Annotated in this window: 17 protein-coding genes; 12 read left to right on the forward strand and 5 right to left on the reverse strand. The window is 56.8% G+C overall.

Annotation, left to right across the window (positions count from 1 at the left end):
* Positions 1–2: 2 nt before the first annotated feature.
* The 3 genes from NKJ07_RS24225 to NKJ07_RS24235 form a co-directional block, all read right to left on the reverse strand.
* Entirely contained in the window at positions 3–788 is a 786-nt protein-coding gene (locus NKJ07_RS24225; RefSeq protein WP_318571203.1) for a 7-carboxy-7-deazaguanine synthase QueE, read from the reverse strand.
* A gap of 5 nt (positions 789–793) precedes the next feature.
* Complete coding sequence (locus tag NKJ07_RS24230; protein WP_318571204.1) at positions 794–1,258, reverse strand: 6-pyruvoyl trahydropterin synthase family protein; 465 nt, start codon at positions 1,256–1,258, stop codon at positions 794–796.
* A gap of 88 nt (positions 1,259–1,346) precedes the next feature.
* Positions 1,347–1,622 carry a hypothetical protein gene (locus NKJ07_RS24235; protein ID WP_318571205.1) on the reverse strand — a complete coding sequence of 92 codons (276 nt, stop codon included), beginning with the start codon at positions 1,620–1,622 and terminating at the stop codon, positions 1,347–1,349.
* Positions 1,623–1,730: 108 nt separating this feature from the next.
* Here NKJ07_RS24235 and NKJ07_RS24240 point away from each other — a divergent pair, with 108 nt between their 5' ends.
* The 3 genes from NKJ07_RS24240 (at position 1,731) to NKJ07_RS24250 (ending at position 5,280) form a co-directional block, all read left to right on the forward strand.
* The gene (locus NKJ07_RS24240; protein ID WP_318571206.1) at positions 1,731–3,950 is read left to right on the forward strand and encodes a queuine tRNA-ribosyltransferase tRNA-guanine transglycosylase; all 2,220 of its coding nucleotides are present in this window, start codon (positions 1,731–1,733) and stop codon (positions 3,948–3,950) included.
* A gap of 3 nt (positions 3,951–3,953) precedes the next feature.
* Positions 3,954–4,661, forward strand: a complete 708-nt coding sequence (locus NKJ07_RS24245; protein ID WP_318571207.1) for a hypothetical protein — start codon at positions 3,954–3,956, stop codon at positions 4,659–4,661.
* Positions 4,662–4,797: 136 nt separating this feature from the next.
* Positions 4,798–5,280 carry a hypothetical protein gene (locus NKJ07_RS24250; RefSeq protein ID WP_318571208.1) on the forward strand — a complete coding sequence of 161 codons (483 nt, stop codon included), beginning with the start codon at positions 4,798–4,800 and terminating at the stop codon, positions 5,278–5,280.
* Between the two features lie 37 nt (positions 5,281–5,317).
* On the opposite strand, the gene NKJ07_RS24255 is transcribed toward NKJ07_RS24250, so the two are convergent.
* The gene (locus tag NKJ07_RS24255; protein ID WP_318571209.1) at positions 5,318–6,064 is read right to left on the reverse strand and encodes a hypothetical protein; all 747 of its coding nucleotides are present in this window, start codon (positions 6,062–6,064) and stop codon (positions 5,318–5,320) included.
* Between the two features lie 233 nt (positions 6,065–6,297).
* On the opposite strand from NKJ07_RS24255, the gene NKJ07_RS24260 reads away from it, so the two are divergent.
* Genes NKJ07_RS24260 through NKJ07_RS24275 form a run of 4 tightly spaced genes read left to right on the forward strand, consistent with a single transcriptional unit; the run spans position 6,298 to position 10,481 of the window.
* Complete coding sequence (locus tag NKJ07_RS24260; protein WP_318571210.1) at positions 6,298–7,332, forward strand: tRNA-guanine transglycosylase; 1,035 nt, start codon at positions 6,298–6,300, stop codon at positions 7,330–7,332.
* On the forward strand, positions 7,329–8,231 hold the full coding sequence (locus NKJ07_RS24265; RefSeq protein ID WP_318571211.1) for a hypothetical protein: 903 nt from the start codon (positions 7,329–7,331) through the stop codon (positions 8,229–8,231). The genes NKJ07_RS24260 and NKJ07_RS24265 overlap by 4 nt, the downstream gene beginning before the upstream one ends.
* On the forward strand, positions 8,224–9,390 hold the full coding sequence (locus NKJ07_RS24270) for a BREX system ATP-binding domain-containing protein (protein WP_318571212.1): 1,167 nt from the start codon (positions 8,224–8,226) through the stop codon (positions 9,388–9,390). The genes NKJ07_RS24265 and NKJ07_RS24270 overlap by 8 nt, the downstream gene beginning before the upstream one ends.
* A 56-nt stretch (positions 9,391–9,446) precedes the next feature.
* Entirely contained in the window at positions 9,447–10,481 is a 1,035-nt protein-coding gene (locus tag NKJ07_RS24275; RefSeq protein ID WP_318571213.1) for an HNH endonuclease, read from the forward strand.
* A 124-nt stretch (positions 10,482–10,605) separates the two neighbouring features.
* Here NKJ07_RS24275 and csa3 read toward each other — a convergent pair whose 3' ends face one another.
* Positions 10,606–11,262, reverse strand: coding sequence for a CRISPR-associated CARF protein Csa3 (gene csa3, locus NKJ07_RS24280; protein WP_318571214.1), 657 nt, complete (start codon positions 11,260–11,262; stop codon positions 10,606–10,608).
* 447 nt (positions 11,263–11,709) lie between these two features.
* On the opposite strand from csa3, the gene NKJ07_RS24285 reads away from it, so the two are divergent.
* The 5 genes from NKJ07_RS24285 to NKJ07_RS24305 are packed head-to-tail and all read left to right on the forward strand — an operon-like array spanning position 11,710 to position 22,987.
* Positions 11,710–12,576: a hypothetical protein gene (locus tag NKJ07_RS24285; protein WP_318571215.1), complete on the forward strand. Its 867-nt coding sequence runs from the start codon at positions 11,710–11,712 to the stop codon at positions 12,574–12,576.
* On the forward strand, positions 12,573–13,511 hold the full coding sequence (locus tag NKJ07_RS24290) for a hypothetical protein (RefSeq protein ID WP_318571216.1): 939 nt from the start codon (positions 12,573–12,575) through the stop codon (positions 13,509–13,511). The genes NKJ07_RS24285 and NKJ07_RS24290 overlap by 4 nt, the downstream gene beginning before the upstream one ends.
* Positions 13,508–16,600 (forward strand): hypothetical protein, encoded by a 3,093-nt coding sequence (locus NKJ07_RS24295; protein WP_318571217.1) that lies wholly within the window; start codon positions 13,508–13,510, stop codon positions 16,598–16,600. The genes NKJ07_RS24290 and NKJ07_RS24295 overlap by 4 nt, the downstream gene beginning before the upstream one ends.
* Position 16,601: 1 nt before the next feature.
* Positions 16,602–17,456 (forward strand): hypothetical protein, encoded by an 855-nt coding sequence (locus NKJ07_RS24300; RefSeq protein ID WP_318571218.1) that lies wholly within the window; start codon positions 16,602–16,604, stop codon positions 17,454–17,456.
* 2 nt (positions 17,457–17,458) lie between these two features.
* Entirely contained in the window at positions 17,459–22,987 is a 5,529-nt protein-coding gene (locus tag NKJ07_RS24305; RefSeq protein ID WP_318571219.1) for a DEAD/DEAH box helicase, read from the forward strand.
* The last annotated feature ends 10 nt before the right edge of the window (positions 22,988–22,997 follow it).

Raw genomic sequence — 22,997 nt, forward strand, 5'->3', positions numbered from 1 at the left:
GATTAGGTTCCTGGGGCGTCGTTCCAGAGATCGACGTGCAGACGTGGCGTGTACCGGTAGCCGTGCTCCAGAGCCAGTTCTGCAGTAATCTCGCACGTCTCTTCGAGACGCTCACGGGTCATCCCTTCAGGCATGAGGAGGATGTCGTGATTCTCGATTTGAGCACTGCTCGTGGACCGAAGTGTCTCAACGAGTTCTTCGATTTCTTGCATGTCCTCTCGCCCGGTCACCACGAACTTCAGCTGGAAGTCGTATGCCTCGACCAGTGAGGCGAGCGAGTCGTAGTCGAGACGGTCTTGCTCGTGACGCTCCTCCCACACACCGACGTCAGCGTTGCCGCCAGCCGGTGGTTGTGCTTCACTCGGTGTCGATGACGCGAGTTTCGGACTGACCGAAACGAGGTCGATCGGTGCCTTACGGAAAATCGTTCCGTTCGTTTCGACCGTCGTGTGATAGCCTTGATCGGACAGGTTGGTGAGTAACGATTCGATGCCGTCGTGCATCATGGGCTCGCCACCTGTCACGACGACGTGGTCGCTTTCGTGCTTGGTTACCTCGGTGACAATATCCGTCACATCGAACCAGCCGTGCGTCGGCTCCCACGAGGTGTGATACGAATCGCAGAACCAGCATCTAAGGTTGCAGCCGGAGGTGCGAACGAACGTGCTTGGGACACCTGCGAGTTTGCCCTCTCCCTGGAGTGAGTGGAACAGTTCGTTGATTGGAAGAGCATCGTTGCCGGCCTCTGCGGGAGAATCAAGCGCTCTCGCGTCTGCATTGACGGGCATATGGATTAGAAGCCCGAACAGAGTTCGCTCGTTTCAGCCACCGCTACAGACACGTCCGAGATGGTGTCGGGAAGGAGCTCCAGCATCCGATTTTCGAGCACCACTGCCATCACCTCCGCTGTCGGTGGGTGGTCGAGCACGACGACGGCGTCTCCGTCACCTGACTGGTCGAACGCCTCGATGAGTGGGTCGCCTCTCTCCAGGAGGAACCGGTGATCCCACTCATCTATTATCGAGGTAATATCGCCCTTGTCAACGACCCACCCCTCCTCAGTCAGGCTGCCAGTGACTGAGACCGTGACCTCGTAGTTGTGGCCGTGCGGTCGTGAACACTTCCCGTCGTGATGGAGGAGGCGGTGACCCGAACTGATACGAATCGGACGGTCACGCCCGACGTGGAGTGTCCGCTCTCCAGCGTTAGAGAGCGCCGACCGATCTGTCTCGTCTTCTTGCAGTACACCCTGAGTCATACCCGGGTATTATCCAGGTACTACTAAAGCGATGTGCCTTGGACTGAAAGTGAAATCCGTCTCGAGAACCGGTACGGGAGCAGTTCGGTCACTCTGACTGACAGCGAACCGGACCGGAATTCCCTTCTTGCTTGTCGGCTGTGACTTCACACCGGAAGTAGTCCCCATTCGGGTAGATGAGAAATCGGTCCTCGTCGTCGTTCTCGATACGCTCTACCCCCGTGATAGACCAGTCTGCATCTTCGATACCATACCACGTGTAGTATTCCGACTCACCTGCGACGGCGAAATCGAGCGTACCCGTTCCACTTCCGAGGATGTGTTCAACTCGTTCGAGCACGACGTCGTCGGCGATCACTGGCATAGTACGAGATGCCTCGCCTTCGTACATAAACCTGGAGACCAGTTTCGCTCTGGTTTGAGAGGATTCATTACCCAGAACGATTTACCACGTGTCGGTGACTATCTACCTGTGAGGTTCTACGTGCCCGAGTGGGATGATCGGGTCGATGCCGATTACGACTTCCTGCACGACGAGCACTCGACGCTCGGGACTGACGAGCGCGACCTTGCGTACATTTGGGACCTTTTCGATCGACAGACGACCCCGATCGACGGTGTGCTCCTCTCCCGAGAACAGGCCGAAGAAAGCGCAACGAAAGCAGAGCGCTTGACCGAGAACGGGATCTATAACGCTCCGAAACTCGATATTCCGACATGGCTGCCGACGATCAGTGATTGCGGTGCGTGGGGATACAAATCGCTCCCGTTCCCTCCCTACGACAACGCCGAGATGCTTGATTTCTACGAGCAACTCGGTGTGACGACCGGTGTCACGATCGATCACCTCGTGCTCGGCGCTGGCCACACTGCACGGCTATACCTGAATAAGCGGGCGTTCAGTGGTGAGTTCAGTAAATCGGATTTGCAAGCCGAGTTGACGGATGCGGTCGACGTGATGGTCGATACCTGGCCGAACGGGGACCAGAGTTCGGCTCGAACGTGGCCGTCGTACGTCGAGTCTGAAGAACCCTCCATCTACGGCGTAACTGACGTCCACCCGTTCACCGAGGACGACTTCGCAGGGGATGTCGATGCGATCCTCGACCGCCTTCGTGACGACCCGAGGGCAGTCTACCGGGACGACGATATGCAGTATCGGTACGATCTGACGCTCCGAAACGCTCGAGACATGGCCGAGCGCTACGAGGCAGGCGACTACTCGTTCCGTCTAATGGCGGCCGTCCAAGGATGGGATCCGGAATCGTACGTCGAAGCGACGAAAGAGGTCTTGAACCTCGGGTATCAATACGTCGGTATCGGCGGCGTTGCGGGGAGTCGCGAGGAAGACGTCGAAGAGATCGTTACAGCAATCGGAAACGAAATCAAGACCTTCGAACGAGAGCTGGGGACCCGCGTCGATACACACGTCTTCGGGTTCGCCAAGACCGGTGCCTTCGAGACGATCGGTCGGACTGGGATGACGAGTTTCGACAGCGCGAGTATGCTCCGCGCCGCGTGGACTGGTGGGCAGAACTATCATCTCGACAGCGACGACCGATACGACGCCGTTCGCGTCCGATATCCGACTCACCGTGATGATCTCCCGACGAGTATTCAGAAAGCACTCCGCGGACAGGAGATGCTCTATGCGCTCCGGGCGTTCGGTCGCAACGAATCTATCGCCGACGCGCTCTGGACGTGGTACGACCGTGCGGAACAGGCACTGGCGGGTATCGAACCGTATCTCCGTGAACATCGACACGACGATCGCTTCGATGTCCCCTACATTCAGGACACAGAGGAGGCATTCCGCTCGGGATACGAACACGGACGGGCATTCAGAGCGAGTTTCGGAGATCCGCTGAGTACGAAACTGGTCAAACTGCTCCGAGACGACGATCCGGAGGATCCGATTGCGTTTGCCGAGTACGAGGACCACCTTCGGACTGCCACTGATATCTTCGAGGACTGGACGCCGACCCGCGTTGAGGACATCACAAACCGGGAGACGGATGCGGTCGGGACATTAGAAGCTCTCTGGCCGCTCGTCGAAGCGTATGCCACGTGGCCCCCGATCGACGACGGTGACCTCCTCGACGAGTACCGGGAACTGCTCAACGCACGGCCATGGGAGCGGTGTGACTGTCCTATCTGCGAAGAGTTCGGGATCGAGGTCGCGATATTCCGTGGGAACAATCGGAACCGACGTCGTGGATTCCACAACACACGGCGATTCTACGACCAGTTCGAGCGAGAGCTCCCGAAACTACTCGTCGTGACGCGTCCGTCGACCTCACTAATGGGTGCTGGAACTGTCGAAGACTACCTCCGAGATGATCGACCTGCGTTCTGGAACGCAGTTCATGACCTTCCAGTCGCAGAAATCGGGACGATGACCGCAAATGGGTTCCACGAATGGTGGGCCGACAGGCCTGGAATCGTCTCCTTCGAACCCGGTCGACTGGCCGACGAACTCATCTCTGCGGGAGAACGGTATCAAGACGTATTCATCGACGGCCGACACTGGACTCCCGATGAATCGGTTCGCGAGCGACTCGCGGAGGTGGACTGCACCTTGCACGTGTGTGATGAACCGAGCGAGCTTCGATCCAGTGTACTGAACCGACTCAGATACGGGGAACAGTTTCTTCCCCAGTATCTCGTTCAATCGGGATTGACGGAGTACTGACTGATGCGATTTCTTATTATCGACCAGTGTTCTGGAAGCAAGGAGGTACCCAACAACGCATCGGAGTTCAGTGCCGCTGACATCGATGAACACGGTCGAGAAGGATTGCTTGCTCGCGACGGGGTCCCAGCGATTCCAGCGAGACAACTGTATACGGGACGTCAGCAAGGGTACATCGACTCGGCTGTCGACCGACTTCGAGCCGCGGGAGACACTGTCGACCGGTTGTACATCAGTGCTGGCTTCGGTTTAGTCGATGAGGAAACTGAACTACCCCCCTACAACGTGACGTTCGCTGGGATGAACTCGTCCGCTATCGACGAACGAGCGACTCGACTGGGGATTCCAGCTGACGTTCGAGAGGCCGTGCAAGCAACCCCCCCGTATGACATCGTCGTCTTGGCACTCGGGAGTGACTACTATCGTGCCTGTGCTGTCGAGAGTGTGCTTGATGCGATTCCATCTGAGACTCTTGGAGTCATTTTCAATCAGGAAGCACTTGCAACCGAGAGGGAACACATTGTCTCAATTCCCGCCAGGACAACCGAGGCGAAGGAACATGGTGCGATTGTCGTTGCATTAAAAGGGAAATTTCTCCAGAACTTGGCCGATCATCGAAGCAGAGGGGCAGCTATGGAGAAACTGTCGGATCTCGTCGAATACTGTACGACAGAACCGACGACACAAACAGGACTCAGCGAATACGACTAGGCGACTTGGGTACAATCCCAAGGTAGCGATTGTGTTCCAGATCGGTCGTCGGATAGAATCGTTTTACAGATACGACCAATTTGCCATATAGTCTTAAGGACAGTTGTTAAGACAATCGGCCCTAAATTCAGTGCAAATGACAGCTAATGTCTTTTTGGTGCCGTGCGACCCGGGGAATTTCGATCGAACAGTCCTCTCGCAAGTAAATCTGACTGAGATTTCGAAGACCCCGGACCCGATTGCTGATCTGACTTCGGTACGATTCTGGGGAGCGAGGGACGGTGAGCGGAATAAGAATTATTTTGAAAAGATGAACCGCGGTGATCTTGTGCTGTTCTATCAAGATGGAGCGTACGTTGGCATCGGGAACGTTGGACGAACATTTGTGGACGAGGAGAAGTGGGCTAGTACGACATTCTGGCAGAATGCGCCGTCAAAACTTATATACACTATTGAAGAGTTCACTGAATTATCTATTCCACGGGGTGCAGTAAATCGCCTGTTTGATTACGGACCGGACTACTATCCGCAGGGACTGACACGGGTTGCTGATAACCGCGTCTCGAATACAGTGAGAACGATTCGCCGTGCGCTAGAGATGTATAATGAGAAGCACTAATCTCAGAGCTCAGTGCGTCTGAGGCAGTAGAACGTATTTACTCGAAATCACTCAGGTCCGATTGGTCGCTTAACCCTCGTAAGTGGGCGAATGCTTCTGGGTTATAAGGGAGTCCATCTGTGTTCAGCAGTATTTCTGGAAATAGTTCCCAAGTCAAGGCGATAAGCTGAAGCTCCAATTCTTCCAGAAATGGAGAGGCTCCCGTGCCCGGTGTGTATGGGCCAACACCGCCGACTTCCCAAGCTTTCATCCAAAGGTAGACTTCCTGGTTGAGACGACGGGATTTCGGCTCAAACAAAGTTCGTATCCATCGCCCCTTCGACGTATTTGTCACACTTCCATATGATTCCCAGGATGAATTGAAATATATCTGACTTAGTTCACCTAAATGAAATGCGGTTCCATACCCCCATCTCGCAAACCGAGACTTTCGATCCCGAACGGACTTCAGATTCGGATTGAGTTTGTACCCATTAGACTCAAACTTCCCCGATTTCCCAATGTACAGAGGAGTTACATCTGCATTTGAATCGATCCAGTACATCACATAAATGACCCCTTCGTAGCGTCGTCCTCGTTCGTGGAAGTCGCTTTCAACCTTCTCTGCCTCATCAATTACCAGTTGTTCCACCTCCCCACTCCGCTTGAGAACGTCACGTTCATGTGAACCAGTACCAAATCGCTCTGTCTGGACAACAAGGTCTGAATTGGTTTCGAAGAGAGGAACACTATTATCAAACTCGTGGATATCAACCCACTGTTCCCAGACCTCAGCTTTACTCATAAAGGAGACCTATCGAAGACCATGATAAAAGTTCTCAGCACGGTATCAGTGTAGATTTTCTAGTCGTTTTTATTAATTCGCTCCACCGTTCGATATTTGTTTCTGTTCATTTACATCGGGATAAAAATTGAAACATTGGATCAGTAGGCGGATGATTCATTCAACAACTTCATAAATTGTTCCGATATTGAGTTCATATTTTTAATGATCCCAGCTAATCCGAGCGCGTCGCCATGTTGTACCGACAACGAACACTCGACACTCCCCACGGACCCTTGGAAACACCGGTTCTGTTTCCCGTGCGGAACATCGGGAAGCGGTCGAGTGACAACACCCCAGAGTACGCCGACAGTATCCCAGACCTCCGGACTGCGATGGTCAATGCCCGGTCAATCCGGCAACGCGACCCTCAGTGGGACCGTTTGCGGGCGGGCGCGACCCTCCGAGAAGAGATGGGGGTCCCGAGTAATACCATTCTCTTCGCGGACAGCGGAGGCTTTGACTTCCATGCCGCAACTGTCGATACCACCCCAGCACGAACCTTAGAAACCCAAAACCAACTCGACGCAGACATCTACGGAACAGTTGATCTGCCTCTCTCGCGAGAGAATCGTGCCGCTAAGAATCAACGTCGAATCGAACAGAGTACCAGATTCGCGATCGAAGCGAGCGACACACACGATGGGGACGCACTTCTCTTCGCGAGTGTCCATGGCTACGACCCAGAAACAGTCGGTAATGTGGTGCGCTATCTGGAGCGTCACGGCGACTTCGATGGGTATGCCCTCGGCAGTATGGTCCCGATTCGGACGGATTACGAGAAAGTAACTAAGCTGATACTTGCTGCCAGACGGGCGACTGACAAACACCTCCACGTATACGGGCTAGGAGGGATCGTTTATCAGCCACTATTACTATATCTTGGAGTCGACAGTTTCGACTCCTCAGCTTTTATCCGAAGCGCAGGAAATCGGAATTATCTCGTACCTGGATTCGGTGGTACGGAATTACACCAAATCGAGGAGTTAGAGCACCTCCCTTGCTCATGTCCGGTCTGTTGGTCCCGGTCACTCTCGACGATACGGGAGAATCGAGACCTCTTGACCGAACATAACCTCTGGTCACTGGTTACCGAACTCCGCAGATTCCGGTATATGGCGGCGAGTGGGGAAGACATCGAGTCGTATCTTGATCTTCGATTCAGCGGGAACGAAGTGACCCAGCGGGCGTACCGAATTGCCAAACAGCAAGTCCGGAGGCTCACATGAGTGAGCGACCGACGGTGCGACCGGTGACCCTCGCCAGACTCGTCGAGGTGACGCACGTCTGCGAGGGTGCGAGTCACACGACAGTCGAAATCGAAGAAAACCTCGACGTGAGCCATCGGCGAGCACGAGAGACCATCCTCGAAGCACTCCGAATCGGACTCCTTGGCGAGTACGATCCCGATGATGAGGACGAATCTGCGTGGTATATGACCACATCAGTCGGGATTGAGTTCCTGACTGCGGTGCGCGCCGAGGATTGGTCGCGGGTAAGTAGGATCCTCGAAACCCGGAGTCGCCACTATAAGGCTCTCTTGAGAACGCTGGAAGCGACCGCACCTGCTGATCTCGACACGGTCCTTGAGGAACTAGAAACCCGAGAGGAACACACGGGTAGATCGTACAATCAGACGAGTATCGAGGTACTCGGTGACTGGGCCGAGAGACTCGGGCGCGTCCAACGTAACGCGTTCACCGGATCGTACTATCCCGTCGAGCGGGGAAATTCTTCGGCGAACTTTCCGCATGTCCTGCTGTCGGTGTTCGACGATCTCGAACAGACTGCTGGAGTCTCACTCCGCCAGCGATATCTGTCGATTCCAAAACTCCGGGAGCACTTCTGTGAGCGCGTCGGTTGCCCGCGTCGGGCGTTCGACCAGGCGCTTCTGGCATTGGCGCAACAGAACGTCGGCAAGGTGGAACTGTCGGGTGCCCCCTTCGATACCGGCGCGAAGGACGCAGCCCTCGGGATCAAAGAGATGACACTGGCCGAGAGCGGCGGCTTGGTTTCGACCTCACAGTCGACTGAGCAGGTGATGGCCGGTGTGGAACAGTTCGGCAAACAGTACTACTACCTCGCGATTCACGAGCGCGATCTCGTGTACACCACAGACGATGACTGAAACACCTTTCACAATCACGGATGAACCGCGCGATTACTCCCAGTTCGGACTCGAAGTGAACCCGTTCCCGTACAGTCCGGTTCCGGACGACGATCCCGAGCTGTACTGTGGACAGGAGCACGCCACCCGGGCGATCAGTGATACCGTTTCGACGATGCTGAGCACGGGTAAGTCGAAACACCTCGTCATCACTGGAAAGTACGGCAACGGAAAGTCACACACGCTCAAGTACACCCGGTCGCTGGTCCGCGACCGCGACGATGTCGTCGTCGGGTACGTCGCCCAACCCGGAGAAGGGTTCCGTGACATCTACCACGAGTTCATGTACGACCTCGGGTTCGACCGGGTGCAGACACTTGCGTACGAGTTCTTGACCGTCGTCACACGAGACGTGACTGAGGAGGAACCGAGCGACGCCAAGGATACCAGACGACTCATCGACGACGGTGAAGTCCTACTCTCTGAACTCGTGCCGACCGCGATTCAGCGGTTGAACGACGTCACGAAGTTCGCGGACTTCTCTCGAGCGATCGTCCATATGATCTACGAAGACACCAATCTCTACTCGTGGCAGTGGCTCACCGCCGAAGGAATCCGATACGAGCAACGCAAAGAGATGGAGATTCACAGCGCGTTAGACGACGACACCTCGAGCGTCCGTGCGTTCACTGCACTGAAGAACCTTCTTCTGGAGTTGGGCTATACGGGCGTCTTCGTCTTCGTCGACGAGTTCGAGAGCATCGCGCGACTATCGCCGAAAGACGAGCAGACGACGCTGAACAGTATCCGCCATCTCATGGATCAGAACAGCCACGGGTTGTGTATCCTGTTTGGGTGTGCTCCTGAGGTATGGCAAGACGTAATGAGCGAGTACCACGCCTTTTCCGAGCGGATCGGTCAGGAGGTGGCACTTCGACCGTTGACCGACGAGCACATCGTCAATCTCGTCTCTTCGTATCTGGACTCAGCTAGGTCGGACAGTGGCGCTGGTATCGACCCGTTCGAGAGGGAGTGTCTCCAATTGATCCATCAGCGGTCTCAAGGAAACGTCCGCCAGGCCATTTCGTTGTGTAGTCGAGTCTTGGACGCGGCTGTAGATGACGGTAAAGCGACAGTGGAGGGAGAGTACGTCCAAAACGTCTTGACAAATGGAGAGTGAGGTGATAATTCGATTCGACAAAAGATAGTTGGCATCACACACTCTCATAGGAGGCTATGAGAGACTCGTGCCGACTGTTCTTAGCCGCCTGCAGCCGGGACAATAAGAAAATCCCGTATCAAAACTTCAAACGGTCAGTACTGCAGGGCGTCTCCCCAAAAGACCATCCCTTGGTAGAGGAACTCGGATACACGCGACCAGTATCTGTGTGGGGCATTGCGAAGAGTTTCGAGTCAAATCACTCGGCGTTAACCGAAGGTCAGGACTACGTTCTCTTCTACACGAAGAAGCGAATATACACCCACGCCGCTCGACTCCACAAGAAGGCTATAAGCGACGATCTGGCTCGTGACGTGTGGGAGCGAAAAGACGAACGGCAGCTTAATAGGGACCCTGAGGAAGAGCGGTCGCTTCTTATGTTCTTCACCGACGTCTTCCGTGTAGACATTCCAGCCCCTGACCTCCACAAACTCTTGAACTATGACATCGATTATCTGCTGGGCGGCAGCAAGATGCCACGGGAATCTCGGCTGGCGGGTCTCCGTTCGAAATTCGGATCGGTACCGGCATACGTCGAGAGTTTCCGGAACGGTCCTCGTCGCGAATCGCCAACCAGTGTTGAGGCTCGGGTCGTCGAACTGTTAGAGCAAACGATCTCAGATCCGGAACTATCTACTGACGAACCACAGCGTTCCAAGCGAGAGGAGATCATCCGTTCCCAGGCGTTCCGAAAGGCAACACGCTCCGCGTACGACGAAGCCTGTGCAATGTGTGGTTCGTCACGGATGTCACCTCATGGAACTCCTGAGGTCGAAGCAGCCCACATTTACCCGAAAGGAACGGGAGGACCTGATATCGTCCAGAACGGGGTAGCACTGTGTAAGCTTCACCACTGGGCGTTCGACCGCGGCTGGATTGCGCTTTCGGACGATTATACTACCACGGTTCGTGATGCGCCTAACTTTTCAGGTTATCATGAGTTCAAGCAGATGGAAGGAACGCAGATTTCTCTCCCCGAACCGCACTTACAGCCCCATACTGCGTTCCTTAAAGCACATCGGCAGTTCCATGGTTTCGAAGACTCATCCTGAATTTTAAATAACTTGTTGCTGGCCACTTGACGAGTTCACGTACTCGTTCGGACAGCGTAATCAGTTATCAGCACCCCTTAGGTTGAGTAACCTGAGACACAGCAACAGTCGAATCTCCAAAATATCAACTGAGCCGTGACCGCTCCCATGTTTTTAAAAACAACCTCCCACTATCGGACACTGAAACTGCCTTCGACCGACCGTCCTTGGCAGTCGATACGAACCCTTCGCTCTCGAGACTACTGACGTGCCGGGCTATCGTGCTCTTCGAACGATCCAGTTCGGTGGCTATCTGACTGATCGACAGCGGCAATCGGAACTCGTTCAGATCTGCAAGTAGACCTGCCTCAGCGTCCGAAACGCTTCCACGCAGGGTCAACTTGGGGATTTGACGAACACTGCTATCGATATCACCGACTTGCAAAATTGTGTCGACGTAGTCGGCGCTGGCGAACGTCGCAACGGTCAACGGAAGGAGCAGCTCGCGAGCGCCGCCACCAAGAATGATAATCGTCTCCGCTTCCGCTACCTGTATGAGATCGATACAGTACAACGTTGTCTCGACGAAGTCCGAGTACGGCAGGGTTTCGGACACCAGTTCGAGGTCGGGAACGACCTGCGTCAGGACATCCTTGACCTCTTCGTACGCGTCTTCTCCCCTCTCCGAACCGGTGGCAGGTTGAAGAAGAACGACCCGATCCTCCTCATCGAGGCCCTCGCTCAGAACTGGCCGCACGACGCGGCGACTGTCGAAGCCAAGGGGGGCTAGGTAGGTGCGCATGTCTGGGAGAACGCGTCTCATTGACCCTTATTGTTCCGAATTAGTGCAACAGTCAGCACGATATTCGCACGGACCGGTGCCACTTCCCAGTGAAAAGGGCCCACTGGGCCCCTGATTCGTTATCCCATCGTTCCGAATCACTGCAACTGTTTCTGACTTGTCTCACCCTCGATAGTTATATTACTGTATATCGTGAATATGCGAGTAGTTCGCATCCTACTCTCGGGCGAGGCCATCACCCGGGCGGAGAGAGACTTCTATGTGAAAATATATAAACTATCCGATACTTTTATGTCAATCGCGATCAAAACAACACTTGGTCGCATCCCGTTCGAGGAGGCCTGACACGGCTGAATCGGCCGTAGCGACGGCTACGGTCATCGGATGCGTACAGACGGCGTCCAATCCCACACCGACGCCGAATCAACTCCCAAGTGACCCCAGACGATGACAGACCCACCCGATACGAGTACGCCCGCGATAGCGGAGTTCGTTGGCACACGAGATACGTTTCTCGTGATCCGCGACCCGCAACTCGCCAAGACCGGTTCGCAGGCACGCGCCCAACTCAGGTCGTTGCCGTTGCTTGCCCAGTTCGACCTCACTACCGTCGCCCATCCCGGGATCTACGACAACGGATTGCGACTGGTCGAGTACGAACTGGTCGCAAACGAATCACTACGAGAGGACGGTGTCGGCGACGTTGTATTTCCGCTCGTCCACTACGTCAGTCAAGAGATGCTGACTGGTGTGTTACAGGACGAGACGCGCACCCTTGATGATCAAGACGTCGTCCGCCAACTACTACGGGCCCGTCCAGATGACGTCCCATACGTTCTCGTCACAGACACGAAGTCGCCGATGATGCCTCGGCTTACGAAGAAACCGGGGAAGTCGTTCGTCGACGAGTTCGAGTGTACCGTCACGGATCACAAGGCGCTGTTGAAGCGTTACCTACAGCACAACGTCGATTCGGATCTCCCGCTATCGACCACGCAGAACCTGTACTTTCACCAGCTCTCTGCTCATCATAAGGCGGCGGGCTTGGATGCAGGATCGATCCCGGACCTGTTCGACTATACACAGGTCCCTGCGGACAGTCCCGCGTGGGACCCCCTGTACTACTTGATCCGCGAGGACGTCGAGAACGTCCTCGACGCGTACTCCGAGCGCATCAGAGAAGCGCTCAGGTCGTGGACTGAGCGGGGCCCGACCCAGGAGGTTGCCAACCGCATGCTCGACATGTTAGAGCGGGTGGAGTACGAAGAAACACGATTAGACACCTACCGTTACCGCCACCAGGAGGGAACATGAGCACGACATACACACCGGCAAGCACCAAGCCGGACAAGTGGCTCACCGGGTACATCTCGGTGCGAGCACCGGAACTCAAACACATCTACGGCTCTCTTCAGGGACCAACCAGCGTCTCCGAGGTTACGAGCAAGTTCGGCCGTCCGACGACAGAGGAGGTGAAAACAGACCACGTTGAGAACACGCTGCGCTTTCTCAACGCCGTCGACCTCGTTGAGAGTCCCAACGGCGATATCAAGGACACCGTTGAGCGCATCAACGAGGATTCCTTCGAGGAACTTCCGTTTGAACCCCGCCTGCTTTACCACTGCAACCAGCAGGAGGGCCGTCAACGCCACTTCGTCGACGTACATCAGGCCCTGATGAGTGAAGAAGATAGGACCGTCAGTGCTGATCGCGACGATATACGCACGGTTTTGAAACGGGAGACGAGTTACCACTCCGATTACGATCTCGGGTGGACTGACGAGAAGATCAATATGTGGGTCATCCTGTGCGAGCAGATTGGCCTCGTCTCCGAGACCGACGATGGCATCGTCATGAGTCCGTGCCGTGCGCTCATGCAGGATGCGCTCACGCTCGCGCCAAAGAGTTCGGGCGAGGATTCGGATTACAATCATGCGCCGGTCGAGGACGTTGAGTTCCGCCATGCGCTCGACTGGATTCAGGAGAACCTGTTCACCGTCTATCTGGATCGGTCTGGGTCGCGACGGCTTCATCCGGCAATCGCCGACGTCCTTCGGAACATGGAGGCCGATGGTGTTCTGTCTCTGTCGGCCCCCGGTGATGCGAAGAACGAGGTGAAGTTGCCACCGTCGGACCTCAACGAAGACGGTCGCGGGAACAGGACGAGCGTTACACACGTCTCCATCAATTCCCGTCCGGACGAAACGGCGTACCAGTACCCCCTCGACCAACTCCGCACCCACCAATGAGTCAACAAGCACCAGAAGCTCCGAGTTCGGGAGACCTGCCCCGGTACTGGGACGACGATCAAGTCGACCACTTCATCACCTCGGAAGCGCACACGAAGAAGAAGACGGCCGAGCAGTTCAGAGAGACCCACGTTGATATCGACCGGATCTACGCCGATACGCTGACCCCGCTCGGTGTCTCGGGTGGATTCGTCACCCAGAAACAGGTTCTTGACGCCATCACGGCGTCCAACCTGACTGACTCCAACCGTATCTTCATCCTTCGGGGTGAACCCGGGTCCGGAAAGAGCCAGCTCTGCGAGTGGACGAAGTACCAGATCAATGGGTACGGCGAAGACGACGATGGAATCGAGGATTACGTGGCGTTACACATCTCTCGGAGCCAAACGCGGATGGATCAGATCGTCGACATTCTGACCGAGCCACTGGATGTCGATGCCGACGTTGGGAACATCGACGACTTGGATCCAGACGACGCCGCGAGTGCCATCGTCGAATACCTCCGTGGCATTTGGACGACAAAACACTTCACCGACGACGAGCGCAGAGAACTGACGGAACCGCGGGGTGACAAGAGTGACCTGCGGAACATCTTCGCAAAGAACATTCGGGAGTACCAGGAGGCGCTCGACTCCCGTGATGAGAACCCCGACTTCAACCTCCTGACGCGCAAGGACTTCCGTGACCTGCGGCTCCAGTTGAGTTTCAGTAGCCGGCTCACCGACGAGAAGGACGTCCTCTATCCAGTCCTCCGGAACGAAGCCCACGAGTATCTCGCCCGCAACCTCGTCGGGGATTTCAAAGAGCAACTTCAGGAGTACTCGGAACGCTACCAGGAGAAGGGACTTCGTCCAGTCCTCATCTGCGAGGACCTCACGACGTTCAGCGTTCTGAAGGAACAACTCTTAGACCACATCTTCGAACTCGGTAGCAGTTGCTACGACATCGTCCTTGGGTGGACGATCGGCTGGGAGCAGGACAACATCGAAGACGCACTCGCACGGAGTGACGCGGCGACGTATATGAAAGGTCGTTCTGAGGGTTACCTCACGATGACCGACGAGGACGGAGAGGCGTACTTCCTCGATGATGACGTCTCCGTCGCTCTGGCTCGGTCGTACTTAAACGCGATCAAGCGGAACTCCACTACTGGCGGTGCTCCCGGGCAGATAGAAGACGCCTTTGACGGGCTGTACCCATTCAACGAGCGCTTCGTCCACGTCGCCTACCGACAACTGAATGACGCGGGGAGCAACCGGAAGACACCTCGATTGCTTCTCCTCCGAGTTGTGAAACACTGTCTCAAGTCGACGCGGCCTCCCTACGAGGCGATGAAGGCGAACGCGTTCGTCGACACTCCGACCTTCGACATCGACATGAAGTATGATCAGATCTACCAGGACGTCACTCGCTGGTATGGCGTCCCCGTCGAAGGTGGGATCGGAGTCAAACGGGGAATCCTTGAGACGTTCGGGATCAATCTCCCCGATACCGATGACGCATCCATCGAAGGCGATTACGTGGTGTTCGACAAGGGCAAGGGAAGCATCGTTCTGGACAAGATTAAGAACCCCCCGACCCCCGACCGCGACGTCGACACGGATGGGGACGATGAGAGTGAGCAAGAGGAGACCGAGAGGGAGGAAGGCGAGACCGATGAGGATGATGACCACGTTCAGGTCATCGAACGTCCCGACCTCTCGGAGGAAGAGCGCGAAAAACAACGTAAGTTCCAGGAGTTTCAGGACTGGGTAACCAGCGGCGAGGAGTACCCCAGTTCAGATACGCTCCACAAGGGCGCAGTCACCGTCCTCGAACGTTGGCACGAACCAACCAGACTCAGTAACCACGAAGCCCCGACCGATTCGTCACCAGACAGAGCCGCGGGCGCGATCTACTACGCAAAGGGTGATACCATCCCAGTGTCCATCCAAGGAGATCAGCAACGCCAGTCCAACATAGACATCGAACTCGAGTGGGGGCCGGACCACGCCGATCTATACACGCCGATGTTGGAGTACGGCCTGTTCGACGTGTTCGATCCCCGAACGACGAACTTCGATCAACTCCGGGCGTGGGCGGACACCAGCGTGGCACAGTTCAAACACGAGATGCGTGAGGAACTCGAAGCGTGTCTTCCCGAGGAACTCACGATCGAGAAAACACTGGTGCTGGCCCAGTTTTTCCTCGTGAACGCTGCACGTGGGTACGAAGTCGAAGACGGTCAACTCCCTACCGAGGTCGTCTTCGAGGAGTTCAACAGTGATCAGCCCTACGGCAACCCCTTAGTCGACGACTTCGATGGAAGTAGTTCCTTCAGGAGCGCTCGCAAGAAATTGGCCATGTCGTCCAGTGACATCAGCGATCTCGTCGAGGGGTTCTTCCTCCTCAGATCGGGAGTCGTCGACTACGAGCGACTATCTGAAGCCCGCCAGGCGGTGGCGGAAGACGTTGAAACTCACGTTGACGCGGCGATGATGATCGATACCGGTGACCTCGCCAAGGCGTACAAAATCGGGACGACCCGGAAGAAGGCCAGCACTACAGTCGTCGCTCTGTTCGACCGTATTTCGGATTATGCGACTGAACTCCAACGACTCACCGTCGACGAGGACGCCGACCACATCAAAGACACACTGGAACCCGTCGAACGGTGGTACGATGACAGTCACTCTGCTGCGGACCTCGTCGACTGGTTCGAGACGTTAGAGACTTGTCGCGGGGTGATGGATGTGAGTGACAAGAACAAGTACGAACGGGCGCGCGAGTTACTCGGAATCGACGGAGACGAAACTCGGTCGCCAGAGAACCTTGGACTCGCATCGTTTCGCGACGATCTCGAGAAGTTCCAGAGTATGGACGACGCGACCGGCGTGACGCTGATCGCTCGACTCCACGACTTCGCCCGTAGCCGCCACGAGCAGGCAGCTTGGGACATCTACGAGGCGTTAGACGATCTCATCAAAGACCTCCAGACTGAGGAACACGCCACTGGGGCCGATCTCGAACACCGAATCAAGCAGCTGGACGAATACAGCGACTACGAGCAGAAACGCCAGACGATACGCTCCCTGACGGAGGAGCTGTAACATGACTAGTTCACAATCACTACCGACAGCTGTCGAAGCGCTCGAAGGGAAGGCGAGAGAACACAAGCAAGCACAGAACACACAGTACCACGTCTCGGTAGCCCGTCACAACATTAGCGAGTTGAACGACGCACTCGACGAACTCGTTGATTCCCTCCGCGAACTTCGATACTACAAAACGGTTCTAGAGGAGGCCTTCGGGGGGACAGCTCCGACAATGACCGTCGATGCGATTCAGTTAGCCCAGAAGGCCACTGGTGTCACTCAGGACGAGCTCCTCGCGAACGTTCAGGGTGAGGACATGGGACAAGACGAACTGGATCTCGACGCATCCGACTCTACTGGTAGCGGACGAGTGCAGGTCCAGTTGACCAGCGAAGTCGAGACCCATATAAAACAGGTCAAGGCAGCAAAGCGCCAGGTGGAGGGAGCACGCGACAGGATCGAAACCCGAATTCAAAACGGCGGCGATGGCTGGCGAGGTACTGACGAGTGGCAGGAGAAGATCCGTGCCGCCGAGGAGCTTCAATCAATTCTCGGAAGTCAGAGCACCGACTTCAATAGAGCACTCAATCACCTCCGGCAGCTGCTCAACCAAGAGTTAGGCTACACTGGCGAGAAGGCGACGAAGTTCGTCAGAGAGTGGAAGCATGCCACGAGCGAGTGGGAGAAGCATCAGTCGCTCCAGAGCTTCGACTCCTTCCAAGACGAACACGATCTCTCGGACTCCACGGTCGACGAAATCAGGAAGCTCAGCAAGTCTGAACAGGTCACATTGGCGGACGTGTCTCTCGACTCTCTCGAGGAGATGAAGAGCGTGGAGGAACTCGAGTCCTCGGTCAACCTCAGCCTGTAACCATGGACGATCCCGTCACCCGCGCGGAGGAGATGCAGACGGCCTACCGCGACTACTTCATCGGTCGTGGTGGGCGTGCTGCGCGGAGTGTGGCTAATCGGCTCGCAGACGCTGAGGACGACATCACTGGGATGCGCGGTCCGTACCTCCAGGCGCTCGACATCCCGAACTGGAGTACTCAGTCATGGGAGGCGTTTGCCCGCTCAGCACAACTGGAGCCGCACATCAGGCGTGCGTTCTCGAAGATCGGATTCGAGCGACTGTACGACTTTCAGGAGCGGAGTGTCGAAGCAATCCTCCGGGGTGACGACACGGTTATCACGGCTGCGACGGGGCGGGGGAAGACCGAGGCATGGCTCATCCCGATACTCAATCGGATTCTGGAGACCAAGCGTCGCGGAGACGATGATGAGAACACGAGCGTCAAGGCTACGCTCATCTATCCGACGAAAGCTCTCGCACAGGACCAATTGAAACGTCTCCTGCAGTACCTATATCTAATCAACAAGCAACTGAAGTCGAAGCATCGGATCACTGTAGGGATTTACGACGGCGATACCCCACGCAACGTCAGCGAGTCTGGTGCCGAAGGGTATCTCAACGCCACGTTCCGGCACTTCGAGTGCCCTGGGTACAATGACGATTTGGAGAAGTGTCGAGACTGCGGCGGTGGGGTCCGAATCCGAAATATGGGCTCCCAGTTCAAACTAATTCCGGAGAAGGCCGATTGCGAGGACGACGCACCAAACGACGTCCCGCTAGACTTCCTCCGGCTGACGAAACACGACATCCTCAAGAACGGGGTCGACATCCTACTCACGAACCCGGACACGATCAACTACAGGCTCATCAACACCAATGCAGAGGACGAACACGAGCGGTTCATCTACGAACCAGAGTTCCTCGTGTTCGACGAGGTCCACACCTACGATGGCCTGTTCGGGAGTTATACGTCGATGCTGATGAAGCGCGTTCAGGCATTGCGTGCGGCCCGGGAGACCAACGACCTACAACTCGTCGCCAGCAGCGCTACCGTCGAGAACGACGTCGAACTGTTCCAGAAGGTGGGTGGCGCTGTCGACGTCACGCAGGTGAGCGAGTCACCTCGAGAACTCGACGCGGTACTGCCCTCTACCGTACCAGAACCATTCATCACCGACACCCTGTCGGTCAATCAGATTCTCAGAGCCACAGTTGACCCCGACACCAGCGTTCCGGGGCTGAAGTCGTTCGATTACACGCTGGAGGACGCGTCACGGTACGACCGCGACCGAAGAGAGACAGTCGTGGCCGACGCCCTCTTCGATCATCTCACCGCCGCGAGCGACGATTCCGGTGTTCAGGTGGTACAGTACGTCCACCAGTTGCTGTACGACGACCCGTTGACCCGGCAGGAACTCCACGACGAACTGACAACCGTGCTGAGCCTCGGTGAAGAGGAGGCAGAGTCGTTGGTCGTCAACGTTCGCACCCTCGGGGAGTTCTCGGGAATCTTGGAGAACCGAAGCCACATGTTCTCCTGGCCAATCGACGGCTTTTACGCATGTCCAGTCTGCGACGCGGTCCACCGATCACCACAGGACAATTGCCGGGAGTGTGGCTTCGACTTCGTCACGCGGTCGACTTACTGCCGGCACTGTAGCGACGAGCACCTCGTCGCGTGGTACTGTCCGGCGTGCGACCAACTCGAGCCGTATACTCCCACCGAGCACGGGTCAGTCGATCGAGATGAGGTGCACGTCTGCCAGCGCTGTGAGACTGCCCATGATGAGGTCGTCGAGATGATCCGCACGACCTTCCAGCCCTATCTCCTGTGTTGTGACTGCGATCAGATGACCGAGCGGACGACGACACGCGAGTGCGATAACTGTGGCGCACGGACTGTCAGGACGAATTCGGAGACGTTCACCTGCGTTAACCCCGCGTGCGAGTCGACACATCGGGCCGAGCGAACGTGCCAGTCCTGTGATGGAACTGACTTCGAGGTCATCTCTTGCGACGGGCGTTTCGACTGTCCTGACTGTGGGACGATGTACGATCGGTCCGATGAGAGTCCTCACGACTGCATCCAGTGTGGGTCGACACTCGGCTCAACCCGGTACATCCCATGGGTCTGCACAAACGACGATTGTGACCGGATCCACTTCGAGGGCAATCCCGAGCGGTGTGATTGCGGTGCCACATCGTTCGTAAAACGCGGCCTGTTCGAGGTTCACCACGACCAGCACTGCCACTCCTGTGACACCGCGTTCCTGGGTTCTGACGGGTGTGACTGTGACGAACAGGAAATCCACCCCCGAACCGGTTCCCACCAGGCGTACAAGACCCTCGACACCCGGGGTTGGATCCACAATATGAGCGACCAGTCGTCGGCGGTCCCCTGCCCCCACCCATACGCGAGGTACGAGATTGGCCGACGATTCGACGAACTGATGCGGAGCCCGAACAACTTGGCGGCGACGACTTCGCAGTACCTGTTGCGAGCGGTCGCCGACGACGAGGGTCAACAGGCGGCCAAACTCCTCTCATTCGCGGACTCGCACCGCGATATGAAGGAACTCAGCCGCGATTTCTCGGAACCAGAGGTCGAGACGTTGCTGGATCAGTTGCTGATCCGCGGCGCCACGAGCGACGACGAAGCCACGTGGAGTCCTTTTAAAAACGTTCTGCAGTACGCGGACGAAACGATCGAGAATCTCAACGAGACGCTGGAACCGCCCCGGGTGGCCCAGAACGTCGAGTTCGACCTCAAGTCTCGATTGAAGAACCAGCCTCGGAAGCGGTGGGACGACGGAGATGCGCTCCGGGATCGACTCACCCGACGGGCGTTTTCCCATGTCTACAGCCAGCGTCTGGGTGAGCGCGATGAACCGTTGTCGGCGGTCGGCCTCCTCGACGTGCGGTTCGAACCCGGACTGGACGGGATTTCGGCCGACAAACGGGCGATAATTCGCGAACTGGTCGACAAGGGCAACGACTATCGCGTCGAGAATTTCGACGACCCGACACCCGACCGATCTGCTGAGACCGTGGTCGCGGAGTTAGTCGATCAGGACATCCTCGCTTACGGTCACACCGAGACGTACGTCTCGTTCGACCCCTCGGCGCTCTCGGTCACGGTCGCTGGGCAAGGCGACGGAATCGGCTTTGATCCTAATACTGAACGGTACTACACCACGCTCCAGCATCAGTTCGGTCTGGACCGCGCGAGGGCAGTCCCATCGAACGCCTCACTCCCGGAGCGTGCCTGTTCCTCGCACCCGCGGTTCACCCAGCGCGCACACCGAATCGAGTACTCCGGGACGCGGATTTTGATCTCAGAGGAGTATCTGGGGACGACAGACAAGCGCAAGCGCCGCGAACTGGAGTTCCTCTTCCGCGAGGAGAACTACCCGCACCACCTCTCCTCGGGACCGACGATGGAACTGGGCGTCGACATCGGAGCACTCGATGCACTCCTGCTGTATGGGACGCCGCCGAATATGAACGCCTACCTCCAGCGAGTCGGGCGTGCGGGCCGGAGTTCGCACTCGTCGATGGTACACTCGGTAAGCCAGCGAAATCCCATTGATTACTACTACTACGACCACCCCGACGAACTCATCGACACCGACCCGACGCCGGTACCACTGAACGAACACAACGAGGAGGTACTCCGTATCTCGCTGTCCTGGGCCGTCTTCGACTACGTGGCAGCTACCTTTTCGATCCCCTGGGACGTCAGCCATCACGGCCGCGCCCGGTCGATCGACGGAGGTGACACCTACCACCGTCGGAGTACCCGTGATGCGGTTGACCGCGAGGACGCCAGCAAACTCACTCACGTCATGTCCCTGCCGGCGGACACGCTGTCACTAGGGAGCGACGATTCGAAACTGTCGGTCCTGGGCGAGGTCGTAAACGACCACCGATCGGACATCAACAACCACCTTGGTACTCTACTCGATTACCAGTACTGCGAGGACTGCGAGCGGCGGTACGCGGCCGATGACGATCGACCGGTGTGCGAACGCGACGACTGTGACGGCCGGGTACTCCATGCCGGTGACCGGTTCGATCACCTCATCGAGGACGTCCTCGACCATTTCGAGGACCGGTACATCACCCACTTCCAGGAGCATGAGCAGTCGCTGGAGGACGAACTGGCCGACCTACGGCGCAGCAATAGGCAACTCCGGCGCGACATGCAGCGTGCTGGCCCCGACGACCGTGGCCGGATCATGCGCGAGCGGCGGGGACTTCAGGACCGAATCGATGTCCTCGAGGACTACCTCTCGGATCTTGGTCGATCGAGCTACTTCGACTTCCTCCGGGAGTCGAAAGAATCGAAATACGACTTCTCGATGCGCAGTGTCGCGACGACTGCCGGCCTGACACTGGTCGACGAAGGCTACGACCGCCGGACGATCGGTGACCAGGGAAGCGGTCGCGCGATGCGGATGGCGCTCTCAGAACTTCATCCCGGCGCGGCGTACCTCGACGGTAGGGAGACGTACACTGTTGCCCGTGTTCGTTTCGACGAGAAATCAGGATCGGACCTCCGGGAGACGGTGAACGCGACGGTAGACGACGAGAATCACTTAGCCGAGGAACTGGTCTGTCCGGCGTGTCACGCTACCTACGGCCTTGACGCGGCTGGGTGCGACTGTGAAGCGGACGTACCGCTGAAACGGCGCCGGCTCGCCGTGCTAGACTCAGTCGACGCATATCACGACAATCTCCAGTTGACCTCGGAAGGCGATGAGGCCCGGTACCTGCACGCCGAACCAAATCAGGAAGTTCAGAACACTTACGCCGAACGCGAGACGTCGATTCTCGAGTTCGAACCTAATCGGACGTTTGAACTCCAGACCGACGAGGGAGAACGACTCGGGACCTTGGAATACGGCGACTACTCGGTGCTCCTGCACACAGACGGCTACCGGACGAAGTACAAGTCTGGCGAAGTTGACCCTCAAGAAAATCTCTTCGAGGTCTGTGGCGAGGAGAACTGTCCGGGCGTGATCTACCGGGACGGCGATGACGAGCGGCGGTGTAGCGCCGATTCCGAGCACTTCCCAGACGGCCGAGGAGCGAACTCGGAATTTGCCCGACTCGGGTACCAATACGACACGCAGGGAGTCCGGATTGATCTATGCGACCGCAACCTCTCGCACACGCTGTCCCATGGCCTACGAGTCACACTGCAGTACCTTGGCGGAGTCACCATCCGTGAACTTGCCGAACACGTCGGCGAAGACCGGATCGATGTCTTCGAGTCGCAGGAGGGCGGGTCTGACGTAGCCCGACTCCTCTTCGAGCGGTCCGACGGGGTGTTCCGTGCTTTCGATCGCGGGGTTGAACTCATGCGAACACAGTTCCACTGTGACTGCGAGAATGGGTGTCCGTCGTGTCTCTACCAGTACGGCTGTGACGTCCGGAACGACCAGCGGTCGTTCGACCGCGATGGACTCTTGGCGATCTTAGAACGACGGGGGCTCTCGATTCAACCAGTCGAGGACCGCACGGTAGGCGAACAGTTCACCAACTAACGACATCCCA

This window comes from Salinigranum marinum (assembly GCF_024228675.1).
Classification (GTDB): Archaea; Halobacteriota; Halobacteria; order Halobacteriales; family Haloferacaceae; genus Salinigranum; species Salinigranum marinum.